Raw genomic sequence first — 18,546 nt, 5'->3', positions numbered from 1 at the left:
GAACGATGACGATTATCAAACGAGCCTGGACGGCTGTGGCGCGGCGGCGGCGTCGCAGCCTGACCATCGCCCTGATCATGACGCTGATTTTCACGCTGCTGATCGGCACGCTGACGGTACAGCAGACGATGGCGCAGCTGAAGCAATCGGTCGAGCGGAACATCCGCGCCGGCTTTAGTATCGCCAGCAAGCAACCATCCGGCGAGGTGCCGATGGAAATGGCACGACAGGTGCAGCGTGCACATGGCGTCAAAGCACACAATTTCCAATCAGAGACTACCGCGGAATTGCCGGGCAAGCAATTGGTTGACGTAGCGGGTAGCGGCGTGCAGCTGGACTCTGGGATCGCTGGCGAAGCGAAGGTAACGGGCGCCACACAAAGTGATCTGCTGAGCGAATTTACTGGTCGGTTCTACCAACTGGAGCAGGGTAAGCACCTGACCAAGCGCGATCAAAACGCGGCTCTGGTTCATAAAACATTTGCCGAGAAAAATGGCATCAAGCCAGGCGACAAGCTGGACATCACCAAAGACGGGCGGCGGGTGACGGTGACTGTCTCTGGTATCTTCAGCGGCAAAGGCGAGAAGCCAGCGGTCTTGCAGTCCGACATGGCGGAGAACCATCTCATCACCAACTTGGCTACGGCGCAGCAGCTGACGGGTAGTCAGCAGTTGACGCGGGCGACGTATTTCGCCGAACACCCACACCAGCTGAAGTTGCTAACGGACCGCGCTAAAAGCCTACCTAACGTCGATTGGAAAAAATTCAGTCTGACTGACAACGGGGCGGTATTCGCTGGCGTCCTCCAAAACATCGCTGGCATTCAAAACATTTTGACGATTGCCACCATCGGCGCAGCCGCGGCGGGGCTGGCAGTACTGTCACTGGTACTGGTGTTCTGGGTGCGCGGCCGCTTGCATGAAATTGGCATCTTGCTGTCCATCGGCACGTCGAAGCGGCAGATTATCGGGCAGTTCTTGGCAGAGCTGGCGATCATTGCTCTAGTTAGCTCGGTGTTCGCGCTCGCCATCGGCTCGGTTACCTCATCGCAAATTTCTACTGCCCTGACGGCACAAACCGACCAAAACCAGCGCACAGAAAAGACCGTAGTGCAAGCCACGCCAATAGCAACTTATCTGCAGGCTTTAACCTTCGGTTACATGGTCGTTCTGCTATCAGCCATCGCTGCCACCGCGCCAATCATGCGCCAATCACCAAAGCAAATTTTAGCAAAACTAAGTTAGGAGTTATTATGTCAATACTTACGCTACGCGATATCATTTACTCATACGCTGACGGCACCAGTAATGTGCTCAACGGCATCAATTATCAATTTGAAAAAGGCAAGTTCTACGCCATCGTCGGTAGTTCTGGCGCCGGTAAGTCGACACTGCTGGGGCTACTAGCGGGACTGGATACGCCGACTGGCGGGCAGATTTTGTTCGACGATGAAGATATCGCCGAGCAGGGCTATTCGCATCACCGCAAGCACAATATCTCGCTGGTATTTCAGAATTATAACCTGATCGATTATCTGACGCCACTGGAAAACTTGAAATTAGTTAATCCCAAAGCCACCAACGAAACCTTGCACGCCATGGGTCTGGATGACGATCACATTCACCGTAATGTCATGAAACTTTCTGGCGGACAGCAACAGCGCGTAGCGATCGGCCGAGCCCTCGTCTCACATGCACCGATCATCTTGGCGGACGAGCCGACCGGCAACCTGGACGAAACCACCGCCGCCGACATCATCGACATCCTGCGCCGGGCCGCCCACGAAAACGACAAGTGTGTCATCGTCGTTACCCACAGCAAACAGCTGGCCAAACAGGCCGATGTGGTGTTGAAGCTGAAGGATAAGAAGCTACGGGCATAGCGTCGGGCGTGGTACGGCCCACGTCACTTGCTATACGTGAAGCGACCGGGTCGACCGACGATGATCAACTCATACAACCCCCATTTCAAACAAGAGGTGCGCGAGGCAGAAGCCGGAGGCGCACCTTTTTGCCTGTAATTAACTATTGCAGAATAGCGACCTCAGCTATACCGGGTACAATGACTACCTACTATTTCAAGCTACGTCCCGAACCCCAAATTTCCTCCAAGCCGCACTTCACGCTATAATAACCATATGCATTTTTATCAATCATCAAGCGACGAGACGCTGCGGCGACTTAGTTCCTCGGATAGCGGCCTGAGTGTGGCCGAAGTCCAGCGCCGCCAAAAACGCTATGGCCTCAACATCATCAAAGTCCAATCCGAACCGCTCTGGCGCATCATTCTCGAGCCATTCCTTGATATTTTTATGCTCGTCCTGCTCATCGCCGCCATCATCAGCCTCTGGCACGGCGAGGCCATTGACGCCATCATCATCTTTGTCATCGCCGCCATCTCGGCCGTTATTTTCTATATTCAGCGATTCTCGACCGACCGCGTGCTACGCAGCCTGTCGCGCCACGATGCCCAAAAAGTTGATGTCCACCGAGTCAATCGTACCACCCGCGTCGACGCCAGTCAGCTAGTTCCGGGCGACGTCGTTTCGCTAGCCGAGGGCGAGAAAGTCCCCGCCGACATCCGCCTCATTCGTAGCGCCAATTTGCGGGTGGACGAGGCGCAACTGACCGGCGAATCGCTGCCAATCTCCAAACAAACCGACGCCCTCACCGGCACCAAAGAAATGTACGAGCAAACCAACATGCTATTTCAAGGCTCATTCGTCGTTAGCGGCACCGGCACCGGCGTGGTCGTTGCCACCGGCAATCAGACCGAGTTCGGTAATCTCGCCATGCTCTCGAAGCGCGAATCGACCCAAAGCCCAGTCCAGCGAAAAATCGACACCCTGATCACCAGAGTCATCGCCGCTGTCTCGGCCATCGCCCTCGTCGCCTTTGGGCTGAGCTTGCTACGCGGCATGGATGTACTCGAGAGTCTGCGCTTCGTCATGGCCCTCGCGGTGAGCGCCGTGCCGGAGAGTTTGCCGATTGCGATTTCCGTGGTGCTAGTCTTGGGGATGCGGCGGATGGCCACCAAAAAGGCACTGGTGCATCAGATGCGCGCCATCGAGACCATCGGTGTCATCACCACCATCGCTACTGACAAGACAGGCACGCTAACCAAGAACAAGCTGACCGTACAGCAAACCTGGACGCCGGACGAGGCGACAGAGAATATCGACCGCATCATCGGGCTGGCGGTCAACCGCGCTCACGCCAAGAGCCACGATCCGCTGGACATCGCCCTCAATGAATACGCCCGCAAGCAGAGCGCCGCCCCGCGCCACGCGCCAGTTCGTGACCTGCCATTCAGTCAGGCCCACGCCATGTCCGCCACCATCTGGCATCACGGCCGGCAGTTTCGCTTGTACGTCAAGGGTGCGCCCGAAGCCATCCTGGCAGCGTGCCGCGTCTCGACCCGCACCAAAAAGCGCGCCCAGCAAATGCTTGATGAGATGACCGCCCGCGGCTACCGAGTGATTGGGCTGGCGACGGGCGAGCTGGACGAGGCAATTGATAGCTTTGATCAGCTCGGCAAGCTGACGTTCGCCGGCTTCGTGGCCGTGGCTGATGTGCTGCGACCAGAGGCACCGCGGGCCATCGGGGCTGCTCTGAAAGCGGGTGTGTCGGTGCGGATGATCACCGGCGATCATTTCGAGACGGCCTATCAGATTGGCCGGGAACTTGGCATGGTCGAGAGCCGCGATGAGGTGTTTGACTGCCGTGATATGGCCAAGCTGTCCGATGAGCAGCTGGACGCCATCGTCACTAAAACCAAAGTATTCTCCCGCGTCATCCCCGAGCAAAAATACCGTCTACTGACCATTCTCAAAAAGCACCACATCACCGCCATGACCGGCGACGGCGTCAACGACGTGCCGGCACTGACTAACGCTCATGTCGGCGTGGCTATGGGTTCGGGCTCACACATCGCCAAAGACGCTGGCGATATCATTCTGCTCAACGATAATTTCAAGACCATCATCGACGCCATGCGCGAGGGGCGCACCATCATCGCCAACATCCGCCGGATGCTGTTTTATCTACTGTCGACTAATACTGGCGAGCTGATCACCATGCTCGGCGCGCTGCTCATCGGCATCAAGACGCCGCTGGAGCCGGTGCAAATCCTCTGGGTTAATCTGGTGACTGACACCTCGATGGTCATTCCGCTTGGCCTGGAACCGGGTGAAAAGCAAGCCATGAATCGCCCACCGGAACACCCCGACGCACCGATTCTCAGCCGTCAAATGATCTGGCGGATGGTCATCGTCGCCGCTACCATGTCGGTCATGGCGCTGGCCGTCTATATCTTTTTCGAGAAGCATTACGGCCACGACTACGCGCAGACGCTGGCCTTTATCTCGCTAGTGGTCAGCCAGTGGGCCAATGCCTTCAACGCCCGCTCCGACAGTGAATCGATCTTCACCCGCCTCAAGGTTATGAACGCCAGTTTTTACGCTGGCATCGGCCTGTCGGTACTGTTACAGCTACTCGTCTTCTTTGGCCCGCTTGGCACAATCCTCCACATCACGCCGATCAACTTCTGGCACGGCGCACTCATCGGCCTCGCCTCGTTCGTCATCCCGATCATCACCTGCGAGATACACAAGTGGTGGGGCAGGAGGAATGACTATGCCTGAGCTCAAACATATCCGAGCCGCCTATCGCGTGTCAGTCAAGGGACTGATTCATGATAATAATGGAAAGTTACTATTTGTCCGCGAGAGGAGCGATACATGGGATTTACCCGGTGGCGGGCTAGAGCACGGCGAGGGCATAGCCGAGGCCTTGCGGCGCGAGTGCCGAGAAGAGCTGGGCACCGAGATAGAAATTGCAAGCGCAGCGCCGATCATCATCCCAACATGGAGCAAAAAGTTCGACACCCCAGTGCTCATTATCGCCTACCAAGTTCGCCTCGCGTCGCTACCCACAACCACGACAGATGTCAGTGAGCTGCGGTATATTGGGGTCGATGAGCTAGGGCAGGTTGAGCTTGACTCGACACTGTCGGCCAATATAGATCAGTTTTATATATAGGAACTACCTGTGACAGCCGGCGTAACAATACGCGGCGTCGATTGAACCGGAAACCGGAGGAGATTTAGAATAATTACGCGTCTTTGCCTATCTCACTTTTACGAGTCTACTCGTAAATGGCTGGGCCGGAGGGATTCGAACCCCCGAATGCCAGGACCAAAACCTGGTGCCTTACCACTTGGCGACGGCCCAATACCAAGGATTAGTGTAGCATAATAATCACCTAATTACCAGCCTTGCGATCAAGCCAAAAACGCGCTACAATCGTCATATGCATAAACAGTATGGCTTTACTATCGTCGAAATTATCATTATCATCGTGGTCATCGCGATCCTCGCTACCTTAGGCGGCCTCGTCTGGCGCAATGCCTACAACACCGCTCGCGACAACGAGACCAAGTCAAATATTTCAATGCTCAAGGAGGCGATCGAGAAATATCGTTCGGATAACGGCGAATACCCGTGGCCGACGAGCGCCTGCACCATTTATAACACCGCTAATATGAAGATTTGTAATGGCGGCGAGCTCGGCGCACTTCTCATTCCACGCTACATCAAGCAGCTGCCGAAAGACCACGAAGGCCGCGATTATTGGTATCTCGCAGCCACTGACACGACCCACGCTTCCAGCGTCGTGCCGACCCGCTACGCCATAAAGGTGCCGCTCTCAGATGGCACCACCTGCCGCACTGGCCGCAATATGCAGAACGGTTGGTTTGGCGGCGTGCCGGAGTGCAATTTCTAATCTGTTATAATAACTCTTGATGAGACGGCAGAGTTTCGAGACGCTGACACTAGAGAAAATTGTTGGTGGCGGGCAAGCACTAGGAACGCTGGCTGATGGCCGCAAATGTTTTGTATGGGGTGGACTGCCTGGCGAGACCGTCACCGTTCGCATTACCAAAAAGAAGTCGCACTTCGTCGAGGCGGTCGTCGAGGAAGTAATCTCGCCAATCCCCGACCGCGTCCAGCCACGTGACCCAGATAGTTACCTGTCGACCAGCCCGTGGCAGATTATGCCGCTTGAGGTTGAGCAGACGTATAAGACGCAATTGATTGACGATGCCTTTACACTACATAACGTGACGCTACCAGGGGAAATTGAAGTTTATTGCGACAATGTTGCATATGGCTATCGCAACAAAGTTGAATTTAGCTGGTATAGCGAATCGGTAGTATCCCGAGCGGTATCTCAGAAAAAATCTGGGATTGTCTCGGGTCCCGGATTATCCTCTGATGATACCCGGGGGATAGACGCGGATAGCGACCGTGAAGAATCATCGATTGACACGCTTGACTTGGCGTTTTTCCGTCGCGGCAGCAAGGGCAAGATTGTTGTTGATGGCACAAGTTTGGCACGCCCAGAAATCAACAACTTGGCGCGTGCGATCCGCGATTTGCTGCGCCATAAACGCGTCGCGGCTCGTCAGCTCAAAACCTTGCTCGTCCGCTGCGATCAGTCAGGAAGTTGTGTGTGGCAGTTGTATGTTAAAGATCGCTTGCTTGAGATTATCACTGCTGATGAAGCCGCCAAATTACCGGCTCAGGGCGGGGAAATTATCTATTCCGATCCGCGCTCCCCAGCCAGCCGCATCACCGAACGCTTGGCAAGTTTCGGTAACACCACCTTGACTGACACCATCCTTGGCATACCATTCCGCTACGCCTGCGAAGGCTTTTTCCAAGTCAACATCCCGGTTTACGAGCAGGCGCTGCGCGATATGCGGGAATGGGTACCGTACAATAAGGCGCGCCAAGAGCGCCAGCTGGATCAGTTGGCGGCACATGACAACACCGATAGTCAACAGCGAGCAATATCTCAGAAAAAATCTGGGCAACTTCACGTGGGTCCCGGATTATTTTCTGATGATATTCGAGCTGTCAAATTATCAACCATCGACCTCTATACTGGCGTCGGCACCATTGGTCTGACCATTGCTGATAGCAACGTCACGCTGGTGGAAATTAACGCCGATGCTGTCCGCGAAATGCAGCGCAACATCACCGAACTTGGTCGCACCGACGCCCGCGCCGTTCTCGCCCCCAGCGAACAAGCCCTCGACCACATTACAGGCAAGGAAATCGTCATCGTCGACCCGCCGCGCGCCGGCCTGCATACCGACGTTATTGCGACATTGTTGCAACAACTGCCACCACGCATCCTTTATCTCAGCTGCAATCCCGTCACCCAAGCCCGCGACGTCGCCTTGCTCCAGCAACACTACCGCATCGCTTGGCACCGTGGCTACAACTTTTTCCCGCGCACACCGCATAGTGAACACTTAGTTGTTCTTGACAAAATTTCATAATATTATTGCATTATTGACAAAAACCCTTGACGTTTTGTTCTCGTATTGATATATATATATCAGCCTTTCGTGCAGTTTCGCACTGGGTTCGCATTTGACTCATGCCATGTGTCAAATGTGCCGTTTGCGAGAAGGTCCATTCTCGCCCGACTCCAAAAGGAGTTTACTATGGCAACTGGACGTCCCCAAAAGGGATTGAACAGCAACAAGAACCATCACGACAGCCTGAGCCAGAGCGGCAGCCAGCGGTTCGGCTTCGGTGGTTCTCCCAGCACGTTGCCGAAGACCACTATCAGCAGCGTGCTCACCCCCAAGTCGTCGACCCCGAAGGCCGACGCTCCTAGGTCGCTGACCAACCGTAGCGACTCAGGAACCTCGAACAACAAGGCTCCGTTCAAGAGCTTCTGAGTTCGAGAAGACTCCACCCTGGCAGTACAATCTGTTGGGGCGGGGTACTCACCCTGTTACAATAAACCTATGATTCACAAGCTATATTCCGCTTACAACTTGCCAGCCGAACATAATGTCTGCCATTTGTTTGAGCATTTGGTTATTCGGCGGTTCTTACGAGCGGCAGAAAAATCTGGTAATGAGCGTGCGTTCGTCGGCGAATTACACGGCACGACATCCGAATCAAGCGTCTTTTTTGACGTCGCGTTCTTTACTCACGAATCAATTACGTTATTTGAAAAAGTTATCGCCGGTATAAGACCATTTGATTCATCCACCATCCACGAATCCATTGCCCATATTGAGGCGGAAATGAGATCAAACGTCGTCATCTGGGATGAAGCGGAATTACGCAGACAGCTGGCTCGCTGCCAAAAGGCTTTCGCCAGCCGCCGCTCCGCTAGACCTGGAGAAATTACCGAACCAGCCACAAACTCGCCGCTGGAAATTGACTATCAGCCGGAGGATTTTATAGATATTACGCTGACGATTGAAATCCCCGGTGCCAGCGAGCAGATAACTGCCGCCTTTTTCTGCATGTACCCGATACTACTCGACTTGGTGCGCAGCGCCTGCTTTGACAGAGCGCCAGTCTATCCGTCCAGCCATAGCGAATTCACCGCCTATCATGACGGCAATTCGGTCAGCCAAACCTACACCGTGAAAAAATCTTTCGATTGGCAAAATACAGGCAAAGTAGCGCAAAACTATTTACAAACATTTGACCCTGCGCCGCACGCCAGTCGCCTAAATGATCTCGCCAAAGCGTTCACGACCAACCCATTCTACAATTCCGCGCCAATTCATTTTTACCAGAAAACCGCCGCACCGCTGACAAAACATGAGCTAGCGAAGGCCATCACCGCTGCAAATTTGTGGACGATTTTGAGAGCGGCAACGGTGACCATCTCCGCTGCGAAAGATCTAGGCGAGTCATAATTAGCGACCCGGCATAGCGCGGGGAGAGCGGAACAGCCACTCACAGAAAACACCGGCTACTATTTTCTATAAAAAGTTGTCCATGATCATACCAGGAGTGAGAAAAAATATTACACCACATTTTTGACAAAATCCATTGACATTTTGTTCTATTAGTGATATATATCAGCTTCTAGCTCAAAGTTTTCGATAAGGGGCAGAAGTCGCCCTTTAGCTTTGAGCTTTTTATTGGAAGGAAAGCGTCATGTTTACTATCGAGATCGCATCGCCCGAAATCGGTAACATCAGGTTCGCCCTCCCTACGAACATCGGGACCGAGATAATGCTGCGTCTTTCAAAGGAGGAGCAGCAAATCATCCGAGAGAAAATTGCACAGTAACTTCAGCTACTCTGCGCTACCCAGTGCGGAGCTCTCAGCGCAGGAGCGCTGGGTATCTTCATCCTCGAGGGCATTGATGCTGCGTTGGAAGAGCAAGCAAAACTAGCGGCATCGCTACTGGGCTAGCGCCCACCGAAAATAGCTCGCCGACTGAACTCAAACTGGTTGAGATGCATCACTTGCATCTCCTGGGTTGAGATATATCCAGTTCCGGCTTGAGCTCGTTCGGTGGGCTATTTTCATTGGAATAATTTATTCAAACATCATCAGCTGCATCTGCAGCACGTCGCGCGTAATCTCATCCGCTCGCTCGCCGATGAGTACGATCTTCGCCGCTTCCTCGGGCCTGGCACTAGTTAACTGAATCTGCTGCTCGGTCGCCTCCACGTGCTGGCGCGCACCGTTGTCGTTGATAAAGCACCCCTTCATTCGCCGTAGGCCATACGCCCTGAACAATTCCGGCCACATGTTTTCTAGTGCCGACGCCGCGATATTCATACCCGACACATCCAGCACCGCGTACGTCGGATTATCCGGCACTGCCAGTTCGCCGTCATACGTATCAAAAAACGCCAATAGTCCCGACGGCGTAGTTATTTTACTGAAGTCAAACTGGCCGTGCGGGGCGCTGAGCACCTTGGCGTAGGGCAGGGCGCGGCGTTTCATGTCGTATCCAGCTCGCTCGCTATCGTTCAATAAATCTTCCTTAGTCACCAAAATCACGTCTGCGGCTTGCAGTTCAACTTCGTGCGCCGGCTCAATCCCGCGCAAAATCTCGTGCGCATCGATCACGTAAAAACTCTGCATCAGCTCGTACTTATTGAAGATTTGTGCATTAATGAGTTTTTCGACCAAGTTCATCGTTCGCGCCACTCCCGTCGCCTCAATAAACACCGGCGCCGGCGAATTCCGGCAAAAGTCCAGCAACATCCGCGTCAGCGCATGTTTCGACGAGCAGCAGACACAATCGCCAGCCAGCGTCGTCACCATCTCCGCCAATCCCTCCAGCCGATAGCCGTCGACATTTTCATTAGCATACTCATTTTCAATCACCCGCGCGCCCTTATAATCAATTTGTTGCAATAAGAATTCCAACACACTGGTCTTGCCGGCACCCAGCGAGCCGTTCACCAAATAAAGCGGTACTTTGTCAACAACCGCCCGCGCTTCGTCAAACGCCGCATTAACACTAAATTCCAAATCATTATCTCGCTGTGCCATCTTTCTATTATACGTTATCAGCGCAAAATGGTATACTTATTGTTATGAAACTTATCTTAGCGTTGGGAAATCCTGGCGAAAAGTATGCTTGCACGCGGCATAATGCTGGCTTTTTAGTAATTGACCAGTTGGCGGCAGGACAGAATGCACAATTTAGCAATAAGCCGAAATTCTTTGCGGATATTGCCGAATTGAACAGCTTTACGGTCGATTCAGCCGCTAGTGCAAAACCACCTGTTACTATTCCACGAGAAAAAATCCTCCTCGTCAAGCCGACCACCTACTATAACGAGGTTGGCATTGCCGCGCGGGCGATCTTAGATTTCTATAAATTGACGCTTGATGATATACTGATTATTCATGATGATACAGCGCTTGATTTTGGCAAAATCCGCGTCCGCAAGGGTGGTGAAAGCGCTGGCAATAATGGCCTAAAGTCGCTGCATCAGCATGTTGGCAGTGACTTTTGGCATATTCGTATCGGTACAGACAACTTACTGCGCCGGCAAATCGGCGATGTTGATTTCGTCCTCAGCAAATTTAACGCCGACGAGCAAAAAATCCTCCGCGATTGGACAATTCCCGAATCCATCAAGCTGATCGGCACATTTCTTGATGATACTATCAAACCGCTCAGCGTCAAGCTCTAACCCCCGGCACATCACTACACCATTGCGCCTGCGAAATTAAAAATGCTTATTGCAATAATGTCGCAATAAGCAAACGCTTCCGCCCGAAACGAAAAATCCCGAATACTAACTACCGTCGCCTCCGCGGCACAATTCTCGCCGCGCTGTGCTTCAGCCGTCGCTCAGCGCTATGCAATTTCGCCGCGGCTGCTTCCTGCAAATTAATCGCTCGCGCCTCCAGCATACTGCTACCTACCGCCAAGCTCACAAACAGCAGTCCCAAGCCACCCGTCGCCCATTCCGGCAACTCCAGATGAAACAGCTTGGCAATCATCATCATACCCAGCGCCATGATCGCCCAGTGCGCACCGTTTTCCAGATATTTATACTTGCCAAGCACGCCCGTCCGCAGCAAATACACCGTCAGCGACCGCACCCAAATCGCTCCAGCACCCAGGCCCGCCACGATCAGCAGCACACTGCTAGTAATAGCAAACGCGCCGATAACGCCGTCGAAGCTAAAACTAGCGTCCAGCACTTCCAGGTAGAGTAGGCTAGCGAAGGCCGCCCAGCCAACCTTAACCTTGGCTGATTTAGCGTCATCCTCATGAAAGAACGAGCCGAACAACTCCAGCCCGATATGCAGCAAAATCCCCAGCACCGAAGAAATCAGAATCAGCGACCGATGTTGCGGCTCGACCGTGAAATATAACACCGCCGCCACACCGAGCATCAAACAAACCTTGAAATTCTCGAACCGGCCAGCCTTGGACAACCACGGCTCGACATGCCGCATCCAGTGCACGCGCTTGTTGTAATCAATGAAATAACTGAGGCCGATCATAATCAAAAACGCTCCGCCAAACGCGTCGATCATCGGCGACGCCTCATGCAAAATATGCCCGTACTCGACCGGCTTGTTCAGTGACAAATCGACCACCTCCATGAAGCCGCGGCCGCTGGCCACCATCACGATAACAATCGGCAGCACGAACCGCACCACGAACACCGCCACGAAAATCCCAACTGTCAAAAACACTTTCTGCCAAACCTGGCTCATGCCGGCTAGCACCTTACTGTTAATCACCGCGTTATCAAAGCTAAATGTCACTTCCAGCACCACCAAAATAGCGAACAGCCACAAGCCGCTCGCGCCGAAATGACCGAAAATCAACCCGCCCAACGCCAGCGTCAATAGCGCCGAAAACCAAAAAATCCGAAATGGGTGATGCGAATGTAGCCAATGTTTCATACTAAGTTTCAGTATACCACGCTGGGCGGGGAGTAGTATAATAGAGATCATGTCGTCACTACAGACAATATATCAGCGCGCTGGCGCCTGGTTCAAAAACCATAGCGACGCGATCCGATGGAGTATCGTCGGCTTGTTTGGCATCGTTGTGATGCAGTATGGTTTACAAATTGACCTCTGGCTGATCGCTCATCCGCCGCAGACATGGGCCGAGACGCTGGCGCCATTGGCACAGGATTTCCTGACGCTAACCTGCAGCGTCATTGTTGAAGCCACGCCATTTCTCATCATCGGTATCATCGTTTCTGCTCTCATTCGCCGTTTCCTACCACCAGACCGATTGCTGAAAATCCTACCCAAACACGTGCTCATCCGCCGCTTCCTCCTCTCGCTCGTCGGCATCGCGCTGCCAGTCTGCGAGTGCGGCAATGTGCCAGTCGCCCGCAGCCTCCTGGCGCACGGCCTCAAGCCCGCCGACGTCATCAGCTTTCTCTTAGCCGCGCCGATCCTCAATCCGATCACCATCATCGCCACCATAACCGCCTTTAGTTTCGAGCCGCGCATGGTCTGGTGGCGCATCGGCTTTGGCTTTTTGATCGTCCAGCTGACCGCTCTGATCGTCAGCTTCATTCACCCAAAGCACGTCCTCCAGCCGTCATTTGCTGCTTCTTGCACCGACCGTCATCCAACGACTTTTCGCCACATTCTCGCTGATTCTCGCAACGAATTTTGGCAGCTGACCACCATGCTGGTCCTCGGCGCCATGATCGCTGCCGCCACCCAGGTGTTCGTTCCGCGCTCCATCATTAACGCCGTCGGCGGTGACATCATTCTATCGGTCATCGCCATGATTGGTCTCGGCTTCGTCGTCTCTATCTGCTCCAGCGTCGATGCGTTTTTCGCGCTGGCTTACGCCCGTATCTTCACCAATGGCTCCGTCCTCGCTTTTCTGCTGACTGGCCCGATGATCGACATCAAGCTGATTCTCCTCATGAGAAGCACCTTCCGTCCGCGATTTATCCTGCTGGTCATGCTCATTATTTTCAGCCTGTCGCTGGCGGCAGGGATCGGAGTCAATCTCTATGCGCGCTAAACTCGGCCCGCTACTACGCGCTAGCGGCGGGTTACTGGCCTGTGGCTACATCATCCTCATCGCCGTCCGCGGCCAGCTCGGCTTTTACATTCATCCGCGCTACCATCTGCTCGCCGTCGTGGCGACGGTGGCTGGCAGCATGTTGCTGCTCCTCGATATCGTTCTAGAGCTACGCCATAACCTAGCAGGGAAGCGGTGCACCTCCGCTGGCGTAACGACCACGGAGCGTCCAAAAAAACCGCGGCGCACCATCCCCATACTCTCAATCGTCACCGCTGGTATCCTCATCCTGGCCATCATCCTGCCACCGCGTCCACTGTCCTCGTCCAGCGCTGCCAACCGCGCCACGTCTGGGCCGACCAGCACGACTGGCCGCTGTGACAAGCCGGAGCCACTTGACGGCAAGCCCGTTTCCATGAACCGCTGGCGTAGCGCCTTTGATGACTGCCCGAATGACAGCTTTTTTGACGGCGTAACCATTGACGTCACCGGTTTCGTGGCGCGCGACCCGAGCGGCTTTTACGACAACCACTACTTCGAGCTCTCACGCTTCGTCATCAGCTGCTGCGCCGTCGACAGCACCCCGATCAGCATCCTTGTCAAGACCCCAGACGCCGAGCGCTACCGCGATAATCAATGGCTACAAGTGCGCGGTCAGATCAAACGTGAACTATCCGGCGGCAAAGCCGTCTACGTCCTCACTAACTCCACCATCACCCCAACCACCGAACCAGCCAATCCATACGAATTCCTCGGCGTCTAGCTATGTATCATTATTGCGACAATGTCTCAATTACTGGTAAGCCCTCTCACTGCGCAGGCTTGTACACAAAGACCGAATTAATCACCCCATCTGTCGGATGGTATTCCTCCATCAGCTGCACACCCTCAAAAGCGTGAGCATCAAATCCTGGATAGAGCAGGGTGCGCGCCCCATACGCCCCGCGCGCGAGCAGTCGCCCATCTGGTGTAAGTGCTGGCAGCACGTGATCAACAATTGCTTGCTTTACCGCCAGCGTCTCACCGGCCAGCCCCGCTACATATATCACATCATATCGCCCCTCATCCAGCGCCACCGACTGACCCAGACTAGTCACAAATTTACCCGGCCAATCAAGCGCCGCCGCAAGACCCCGTGATAACTTAATCGCCTCGTCCGACGCATCAATATGCGTAATCCGCGCTCCCGTTAGCTGATGTAGCCACCATCCCGTCAGCGGCAACGGCCCGCTACCGATCATCGCAACCTCCGAGGAGTCACACAGCCACAGCCCAGCTCGCCCCAGTAGTCCAATCTCACGCCGCGTCAACTCTTTATAATTCTCATGATACGGAAACTCTTCCAGCTTTGCCCACGGGTTATCCGCCTTCGTGATACGCCTCGACCAGTGTCGTTCCAGCTCTCCCTCGGCTACCGCGCAGCGCTGCTGCACCTGATGGCGCCTATTCTCATCACACAGCAGTGGCTCTTCACCGTGCGCCACCACCGCATCAACTAATTCGGTAAACGCCGCATTAACTTCCTCAGAAGGTGTGAGCTGCGGCAAGCTCAGCACTCGTTCAATACATTCTTTCATAGCTCATCAGTATGGCGTATTGTGTGGCTTATTGCAATTTTGTCGCAATAAGTGCTACAATTGCGACATGGATACCTTACGCGACATCTTTCGCCAAGCCGACCTTCGCCTGACCAAATCACGCTGCGAAGTCTTTACGGCACTCGAATCCATCGACGTGCCACTGACCATCGCCGAAATCGCCAAGCGCTGCCCGAACACTAACCGCACCAGCATCTATCGCATCCTCGAAACCTTTCACGAGCTCCACGTCATTAACACCATCCACATCGGCTGGAAAGTCCGCTATGAGCTCGCCGAGCCATTTATCACGCATCATCACCACCTCTACTGCACGCGCTGTCATAACGCCGAACCGCTAGAAACGCCAGAGCTAGAACGGCTCATCGCCTTGATCGGCCAGCGCCATCACTTCCGTGTCGAGCGCCACCACTTTGAACTCGAAGGAGTGTGCCAGACCTGCATGGCAGCTGGTGATACGCAGCCTGGCTCAACCAAGACGACGAGCCAAGCCTAATCAGCCGCCGGCAGCAGCTATCTCAATTCCAACGAACCACACGGCCCGATATCTCTCTTACAAACTACATCTCAAGCTTTGCCCGTAGCATGTCCCGCTCGCGCGTCAGTGTCCGGTAGCGCTTGAATGCACCCATCAGCTCGTTGCGCGCGGTCGCATCCAGGTCAAAAATCGCTAGCAGCACCGAATCAATTTCCTTGACCGCCCGCTGCGCCTCTGACAAATTCGCCACGCCCGGCACCGTATCGAGGTACTCCTCGCGAATCGCTTCGGTCTTTTTCTCATATAGCGCCAGCCGCTTGGCCGGGCTCTCGGCCGCTTTTTTACTCAGCCGGCCCAGCGCCTTTTCGTACTCCTGTCGCGCTGCCAGCACCGTCACATAATCAATATTCAGCCCGAACAGCCGCGCCGCCAAGCCGCCGCGCTCCTGCTCAATCGCCGCCATTTCTCGCTCAATCGCCGCCAAGCGCCTCGTTACCTCGCGCCGCAGTTTCTTGACCTGACGACCGGCCCGCAGCCGCTGCCAGCATCGCACCAGCCCCCGGGCCCGCTTGTCCACCACGGTCACGCCCACCTCAGAGAGCACCGCCCGGTACAGTTCGTACCTCATAAAATCTTCAACCTGCTGCCGACAGACATCAATTGGCTGCTGGGCAAACGCCAGCGTTCGTCGATACGGCTTTTTTTCTCGCCTTGACGTAAACTGCGACCCCGCAAAGGCCAGTCGCTCCTCCTCGAGCCGCACCGGTATCATCATGGCAATCAGCTGTTGCTGCGACGACGTCTCGGCCAGCAAATCCTCCTGTAACGCTTGTTGCAACATTGTCGCATTATGCGCCGAGGTGATCGTCTCTAACCTCGGCAAACATTCGTCCCGCCACGCCGTCAACATGTCGTGCATTGTGCGCTTGCTATGATTCAGCACCCGCGCGTCTCGTCGAAATCGTCGCGGTACGCGTGCCAAGACAGTAGCTGCCTGCGCTCGAAACACCAACGGGCGCTCTTGACTTAATTTGACTAAGGTATCGTGCTCAATTGTCTGCGTCATATGTATTCACTATACTATTTTAGAGACAAAAAGTCAATATTATGCTCAGGCATATCCAACCAAAATTTTACTTTCTAGCAAACCGTCCCACGCCAATTCGCACCCAATTCTCTCACATAATGCAAGATTACACCAAAAACCCAACTAAAAAAGCGCCAGGTAAGGGTGGGCATCACCTGGCGCTTTGTTACCCTTCAACCCACCCGAGCTCCCGTCTCAGTGAAGCGTCGTGACTAAAACTCCAAAAGTCCGCGCCTGATTATAATATCAACACCATCCAGTGCTCACCTTAACAGAGGTCGCCTTCAAAAAAGGGCAGTTAAAGGGGTTAGTATGCGCGTAACGTTGAATCGCAAAAAGTGGAGGGTAAGAATACTTAATGCCATTGCGCGCAACCTAACATATAGTTAGAATAGGGGGGTATAAGGTGCTTTTGATTAGCGCGTTTGGCTAACCAATCGCTCCTGATTATAGCAAGCATTTGACAACATGTCAATACTTTTTATCACAAAAGTCATGGAAATCAATAGAATCCGTCCAGATGAGCATATTTTTACCCAGAGGTTGGCAAGTATTGCCAATCCACCGAAAAGCTTGTGTTTTATGGGAACATTGCCCACGAGCGGCGCGCCGGTCGTGGCCATCGTTGGTTCGCGCAAACCCTCGGCGTACGGCCGGGAGGTAACCGAGCAGCTGGCAAGTGACCTGGCAAAAGCCGGCTGTATCATCGTCAGCGGCCTGGCGCTCGGTATCGACGGCATCGCCCAAAAAGCCGCCCTCAAGGCTGGCGGTACGGTCATCGGCGTCATCCCCAATGAACTACCTGACATCTCGCCACAAACCAATTACAAACTAGCCATGAACATCATAAAAAACGGCGGCGCTATTCTATCTGAATGGAAAAAAGGTGACGGCAAAGTTGTCAATCGCTGGAGCTTTTTGGAGCGCAACCGCTTAGTCTCCGGCCTGGCTGACGCCGTCATCATCACCGAGGCCGCCGAGCGTAGCGGCACGCTGAACACCGCCGCCCACGCCTTATCCCAAGGCCGCGACGTCTTTGCCGTGCCGGGCAATATCACCAGCCCGCTATCTGCTGGCTGCAACGCGCTGCTCAAACAAGGCGCCCTCGTCGCCACCACTGCCACAGACATTCTCAACGTCATCGCCCCGTCAACCACTCAATCTGCCACCGACCAAGCCGTCATCCCCCTCGGTGAAACCCCAGCCGAAAACACTATCATCGACTTACTCCGGACCGGCCTCAGAGACGGCGACCAACTACAGCAACAGTCCGGCCTCAACCCAGCCGACTTCGCCACAGCGCTAACCATGCTAGAGATCAACGGCGTGATCAAGCCGCTCGGGGCGAATAATTGGGCACTGCGATAATTGCGATAATATTGCCAATTTGACAAATTGATGATAGGCTACAGCTTATGAAGGCAGGTCGGGAACTGGTATCCAACAGTGAGACGGTCAATGACGGTGACATCACCACCTTTATTAGGGACGCCTTGACCATTCCTAATGCGATGAGTCTAGCGGGTGGAAAGTTGACATGGGACGGTGCGGAAAACCTTGAGGAGGTTTCTGGATTGGTACGGGTAATTATCGGACGATCAATCGATGTGGCTGACGGGGCGGTCGCCCGCGCAACAGGACAGACAAGTAATGTCGGCGCAGCCGTTGACGCAATCACCGATAAAGTGGTCACGCTCTACCAACTGAGCTATCGCGGCGTCATACTCACAGCTGATTATACCAAATTATCCTGTCGGTGAAAAGCATTTGCTCCGCGAAAGTTGGCATTGCGTACACTTATTGATGCTCGGGCATAATAGTTAAATTTTAGATGCCACGCAAGCCATTAATAAATCAATACAGGCGTAGATTCACATAAGGTGGATCTTTTATTTTGCTTCATGAGGCTATCTGTCCTGTAGGTAACTTCATGTAGGCAAAATAATCGACATAGAGCACTGAAGCTTAACAATTTGGATTTATATAAACGTTAATCTAAGTTGCCAGTGTTTTGCCGAACGCTGGGTAAAGGCGCAGAGGTTATGAGCGACTGCGAGCGCTCATAACCAGAA

Annotated in this window: 18 protein-coding genes and 1 tRNA gene; 14 read left to right on the top strand and 5 right to left on the bottom strand. The window is 53.9% G+C overall.

The window, feature by feature from the left end; genetic code table 11:
* Nucleotides 1-5 precede the first annotated feature (5 nt).
* The 4 genes from FBF26_01715 to FBF26_01700 all read left to right on the top strand — a co-directional run bounded on the left by FBF26_01715 (nt 6) and on the right by FBF26_01700 (nt 5,039).
* Nucleotides 6-1,244: an FtsX-like permease family protein gene (locus FBF26_01715; GenBank protein QJU09981.1), complete on the top strand. Its 1,239-nt coding sequence runs from the start codon at nt 6-8 to the stop codon at nt 1,242-1,244.
* Between the two features lie 8 nt (nt 1,245-1,252).
* Entirely contained in the window at nt 1,253-1,882 is a 630-nt protein-coding gene (locus FBF26_01710; GenBank protein QJU09980.1) for an ABC transporter ATP-binding protein, read from the top strand.
* Nucleotides 1,883-2,137: 255 nt separating this feature from the next.
* Nucleotides 2,138-4,642, top strand: a complete 2,505-nt coding sequence (locus FBF26_01705; GenBank protein ID QJU09979.1) for a cation-transporting P-type ATPase — start codon at nt 2,138-2,140, stop codon at nt 4,640-4,642.
* The gene (locus FBF26_01700) at nt 4,629-5,039 is read left to right on the top strand and encodes an NUDIX hydrolase (GenBank protein ID QJU09978.1); all 411 of its coding nucleotides are present in this window, start codon (nt 4,629-4,631) and stop codon (nt 5,037-5,039) included. The genes FBF26_01705 and FBF26_01700 overlap by 14 nt, the downstream gene beginning before the upstream one ends.
* Before the next feature lie 117 nt (nt 5,040-5,156).
* On the opposite strand, the gene FBF26_01695 is transcribed toward FBF26_01700, so the two are convergent.
* A tRNA-Gln gene (locus FBF26_01695) sits at nt 5,157-5,231 on the bottom strand.
* A gap of 79 nt (nt 5,232-5,310) precedes the next feature.
* Here FBF26_01695 and FBF26_01690 point away from each other — a divergent pair.
* The 4 genes from FBF26_01690 to FBF26_01675 all read left to right on the top strand — a co-directional run bounded on the left by FBF26_01690 (nt 5,311) and on the right by FBF26_01675 (nt 8,737).
* A complete protein-coding gene (locus tag FBF26_01690) occupies nt 5,311-5,784 on the top strand; it encodes a hypothetical protein (protein QJU09977.1) in 474 nt (157 codons plus the stop codon).
* A gap of 19 nt (nt 5,785-5,803) precedes the next feature.
* Complete coding sequence (locus FBF26_01685; GenBank protein ID QJU09976.1) at nt 5,804-7,348, top strand: class I SAM-dependent RNA methyltransferase; 1,545 nt, start codon at nt 5,804-5,806, stop codon at nt 7,346-7,348.
* Between the two features lie 168 nt (nt 7,349-7,516).
* Complete coding sequence (locus FBF26_01680; protein QJU09975.1) at nt 7,517-7,756, top strand: hypothetical protein; 240 nt, start codon at nt 7,517-7,519, stop codon at nt 7,754-7,756.
* 69 nt (nt 7,757-7,825) lie between these two features.
* Entirely contained in the window at nt 7,826-8,737 is a 912-nt protein-coding gene (locus FBF26_01675) for a hypothetical protein (GenBank protein QJU09974.1), read from the top strand.
* Nucleotides 8,738-9,368: 631 nt separating this feature from the next.
* Here FBF26_01675 and FBF26_01670 read toward each other — a convergent pair.
* Nucleotides 9,369-10,337: a hypothetical protein gene (locus FBF26_01670; protein ID QJU09973.1), complete on the bottom strand. Its 969-nt coding sequence runs from the start codon at nt 10,335-10,337 to the stop codon at nt 9,369-9,371.
* A 44-nt stretch (nt 10,338-10,381) separates the two neighbouring features.
* Between FBF26_01670 and FBF26_01665 the strand changes: the two genes are divergently transcribed.
* Nucleotides 10,382-10,987: an aminoacyl-tRNA hydrolase gene (locus FBF26_01665; GenBank protein ID QJU09972.1), complete on the top strand. Its 606-nt coding sequence runs from the start codon at nt 10,382-10,384 to the stop codon at nt 10,985-10,987.
* A gap of 109 nt (nt 10,988-11,096) precedes the next feature.
* Here FBF26_01665 and FBF26_01660 read toward each other — a convergent pair whose 3' ends face one another.
* Nucleotides 11,097-12,218, bottom strand: a complete 1,122-nt coding sequence (locus FBF26_01660) for a DUF475 domain-containing protein (GenBank protein ID QJU09971.1) — start codon at nt 12,216-12,218, stop codon at nt 11,097-11,099.
* 49 nt (nt 12,219-12,267) lie between these two features.
* On the opposite strand from FBF26_01660, the gene FBF26_01655 reads away from it, so the two are divergent.
* Nucleotides 12,268-13,311: a permease gene (locus FBF26_01655; protein ID QJU09970.1), complete on the top strand. Its 1,044-nt coding sequence runs from the start codon at nt 12,268-12,270 to the stop codon at nt 13,309-13,311.
* Nucleotides 13,301-14,074, top strand: a complete 774-nt coding sequence (locus FBF26_01650; protein QJU09969.1) for a TIGR03943 family protein — start codon at nt 13,301-13,303, stop codon at nt 14,072-14,074. The genes FBF26_01655 and FBF26_01650 overlap by 11 nt, the downstream gene beginning before the upstream one ends.
* 46 nt (nt 14,075-14,120) lie before the next feature.
* Here FBF26_01650 and FBF26_01645 read toward each other — a convergent pair whose 3' ends face one another.
* On the bottom strand, nt 14,121-14,888 hold the full coding sequence (locus FBF26_01645) for a hypothetical protein (GenBank protein ID QJU09968.1): 768 nt from the start codon (nt 14,886-14,888) through the stop codon (nt 14,121-14,123).
* A 67-nt stretch (nt 14,889-14,955) separates the two neighbouring features.
* Between FBF26_01645 and FBF26_01640 the strand changes: the two genes are divergently transcribed.
* A complete protein-coding gene (locus tag FBF26_01640) occupies nt 14,956-15,405 on the top strand; it encodes a transcriptional repressor (protein ID QJU09967.1) in 450 nt (149 codons plus the stop codon).
* A gap of 64 nt (nt 15,406-15,469) precedes the next feature.
* Here the strand turns inward: FBF26_01640 and FBF26_01635 are convergent, their stop codons facing one another.
* Entirely contained in the window at nt 15,470-16,453 is a 984-nt protein-coding gene (locus tag FBF26_01635) for a hypothetical protein (protein ID QJU09966.1), read from the bottom strand.
* 489 nt (nt 16,454-16,942) lie between these two features.
* Here FBF26_01635 and dprA point away from each other — a divergent pair, with 489 nt between their 5' ends.
* Nucleotides 16,943-17,842 (top strand): DNA-protecting protein DprA, encoded by a 900-nt coding sequence (dprA, locus tag FBF26_01630; GenBank protein ID QJU09965.1) that lies wholly within the window; start codon nt 16,943-16,945, stop codon nt 17,840-17,842.
* 47 nt (nt 17,843-17,889) lie between these two features.
* Complete coding sequence (locus FBF26_01625) at nt 17,890-18,234, top strand: hypothetical protein (GenBank protein ID QJU09964.1); 345 nt, start codon at nt 17,890-17,892, stop codon at nt 18,232-18,234.
* The last annotated feature ends 312 nt before the right edge of the window (nt 18,235-18,546 follow it).

This window comes from Candidatus Saccharibacteria bacterium oral taxon 488, assembly GCA_013100825.1.
GTDB lineage: Bacteria > Patescibacteriota > Saccharimonadia > Saccharimonadales > Saccharimonadaceae > Nanosynbacter.
This window is presented reverse-complemented; position numbering and strand designations above follow the sequence as displayed.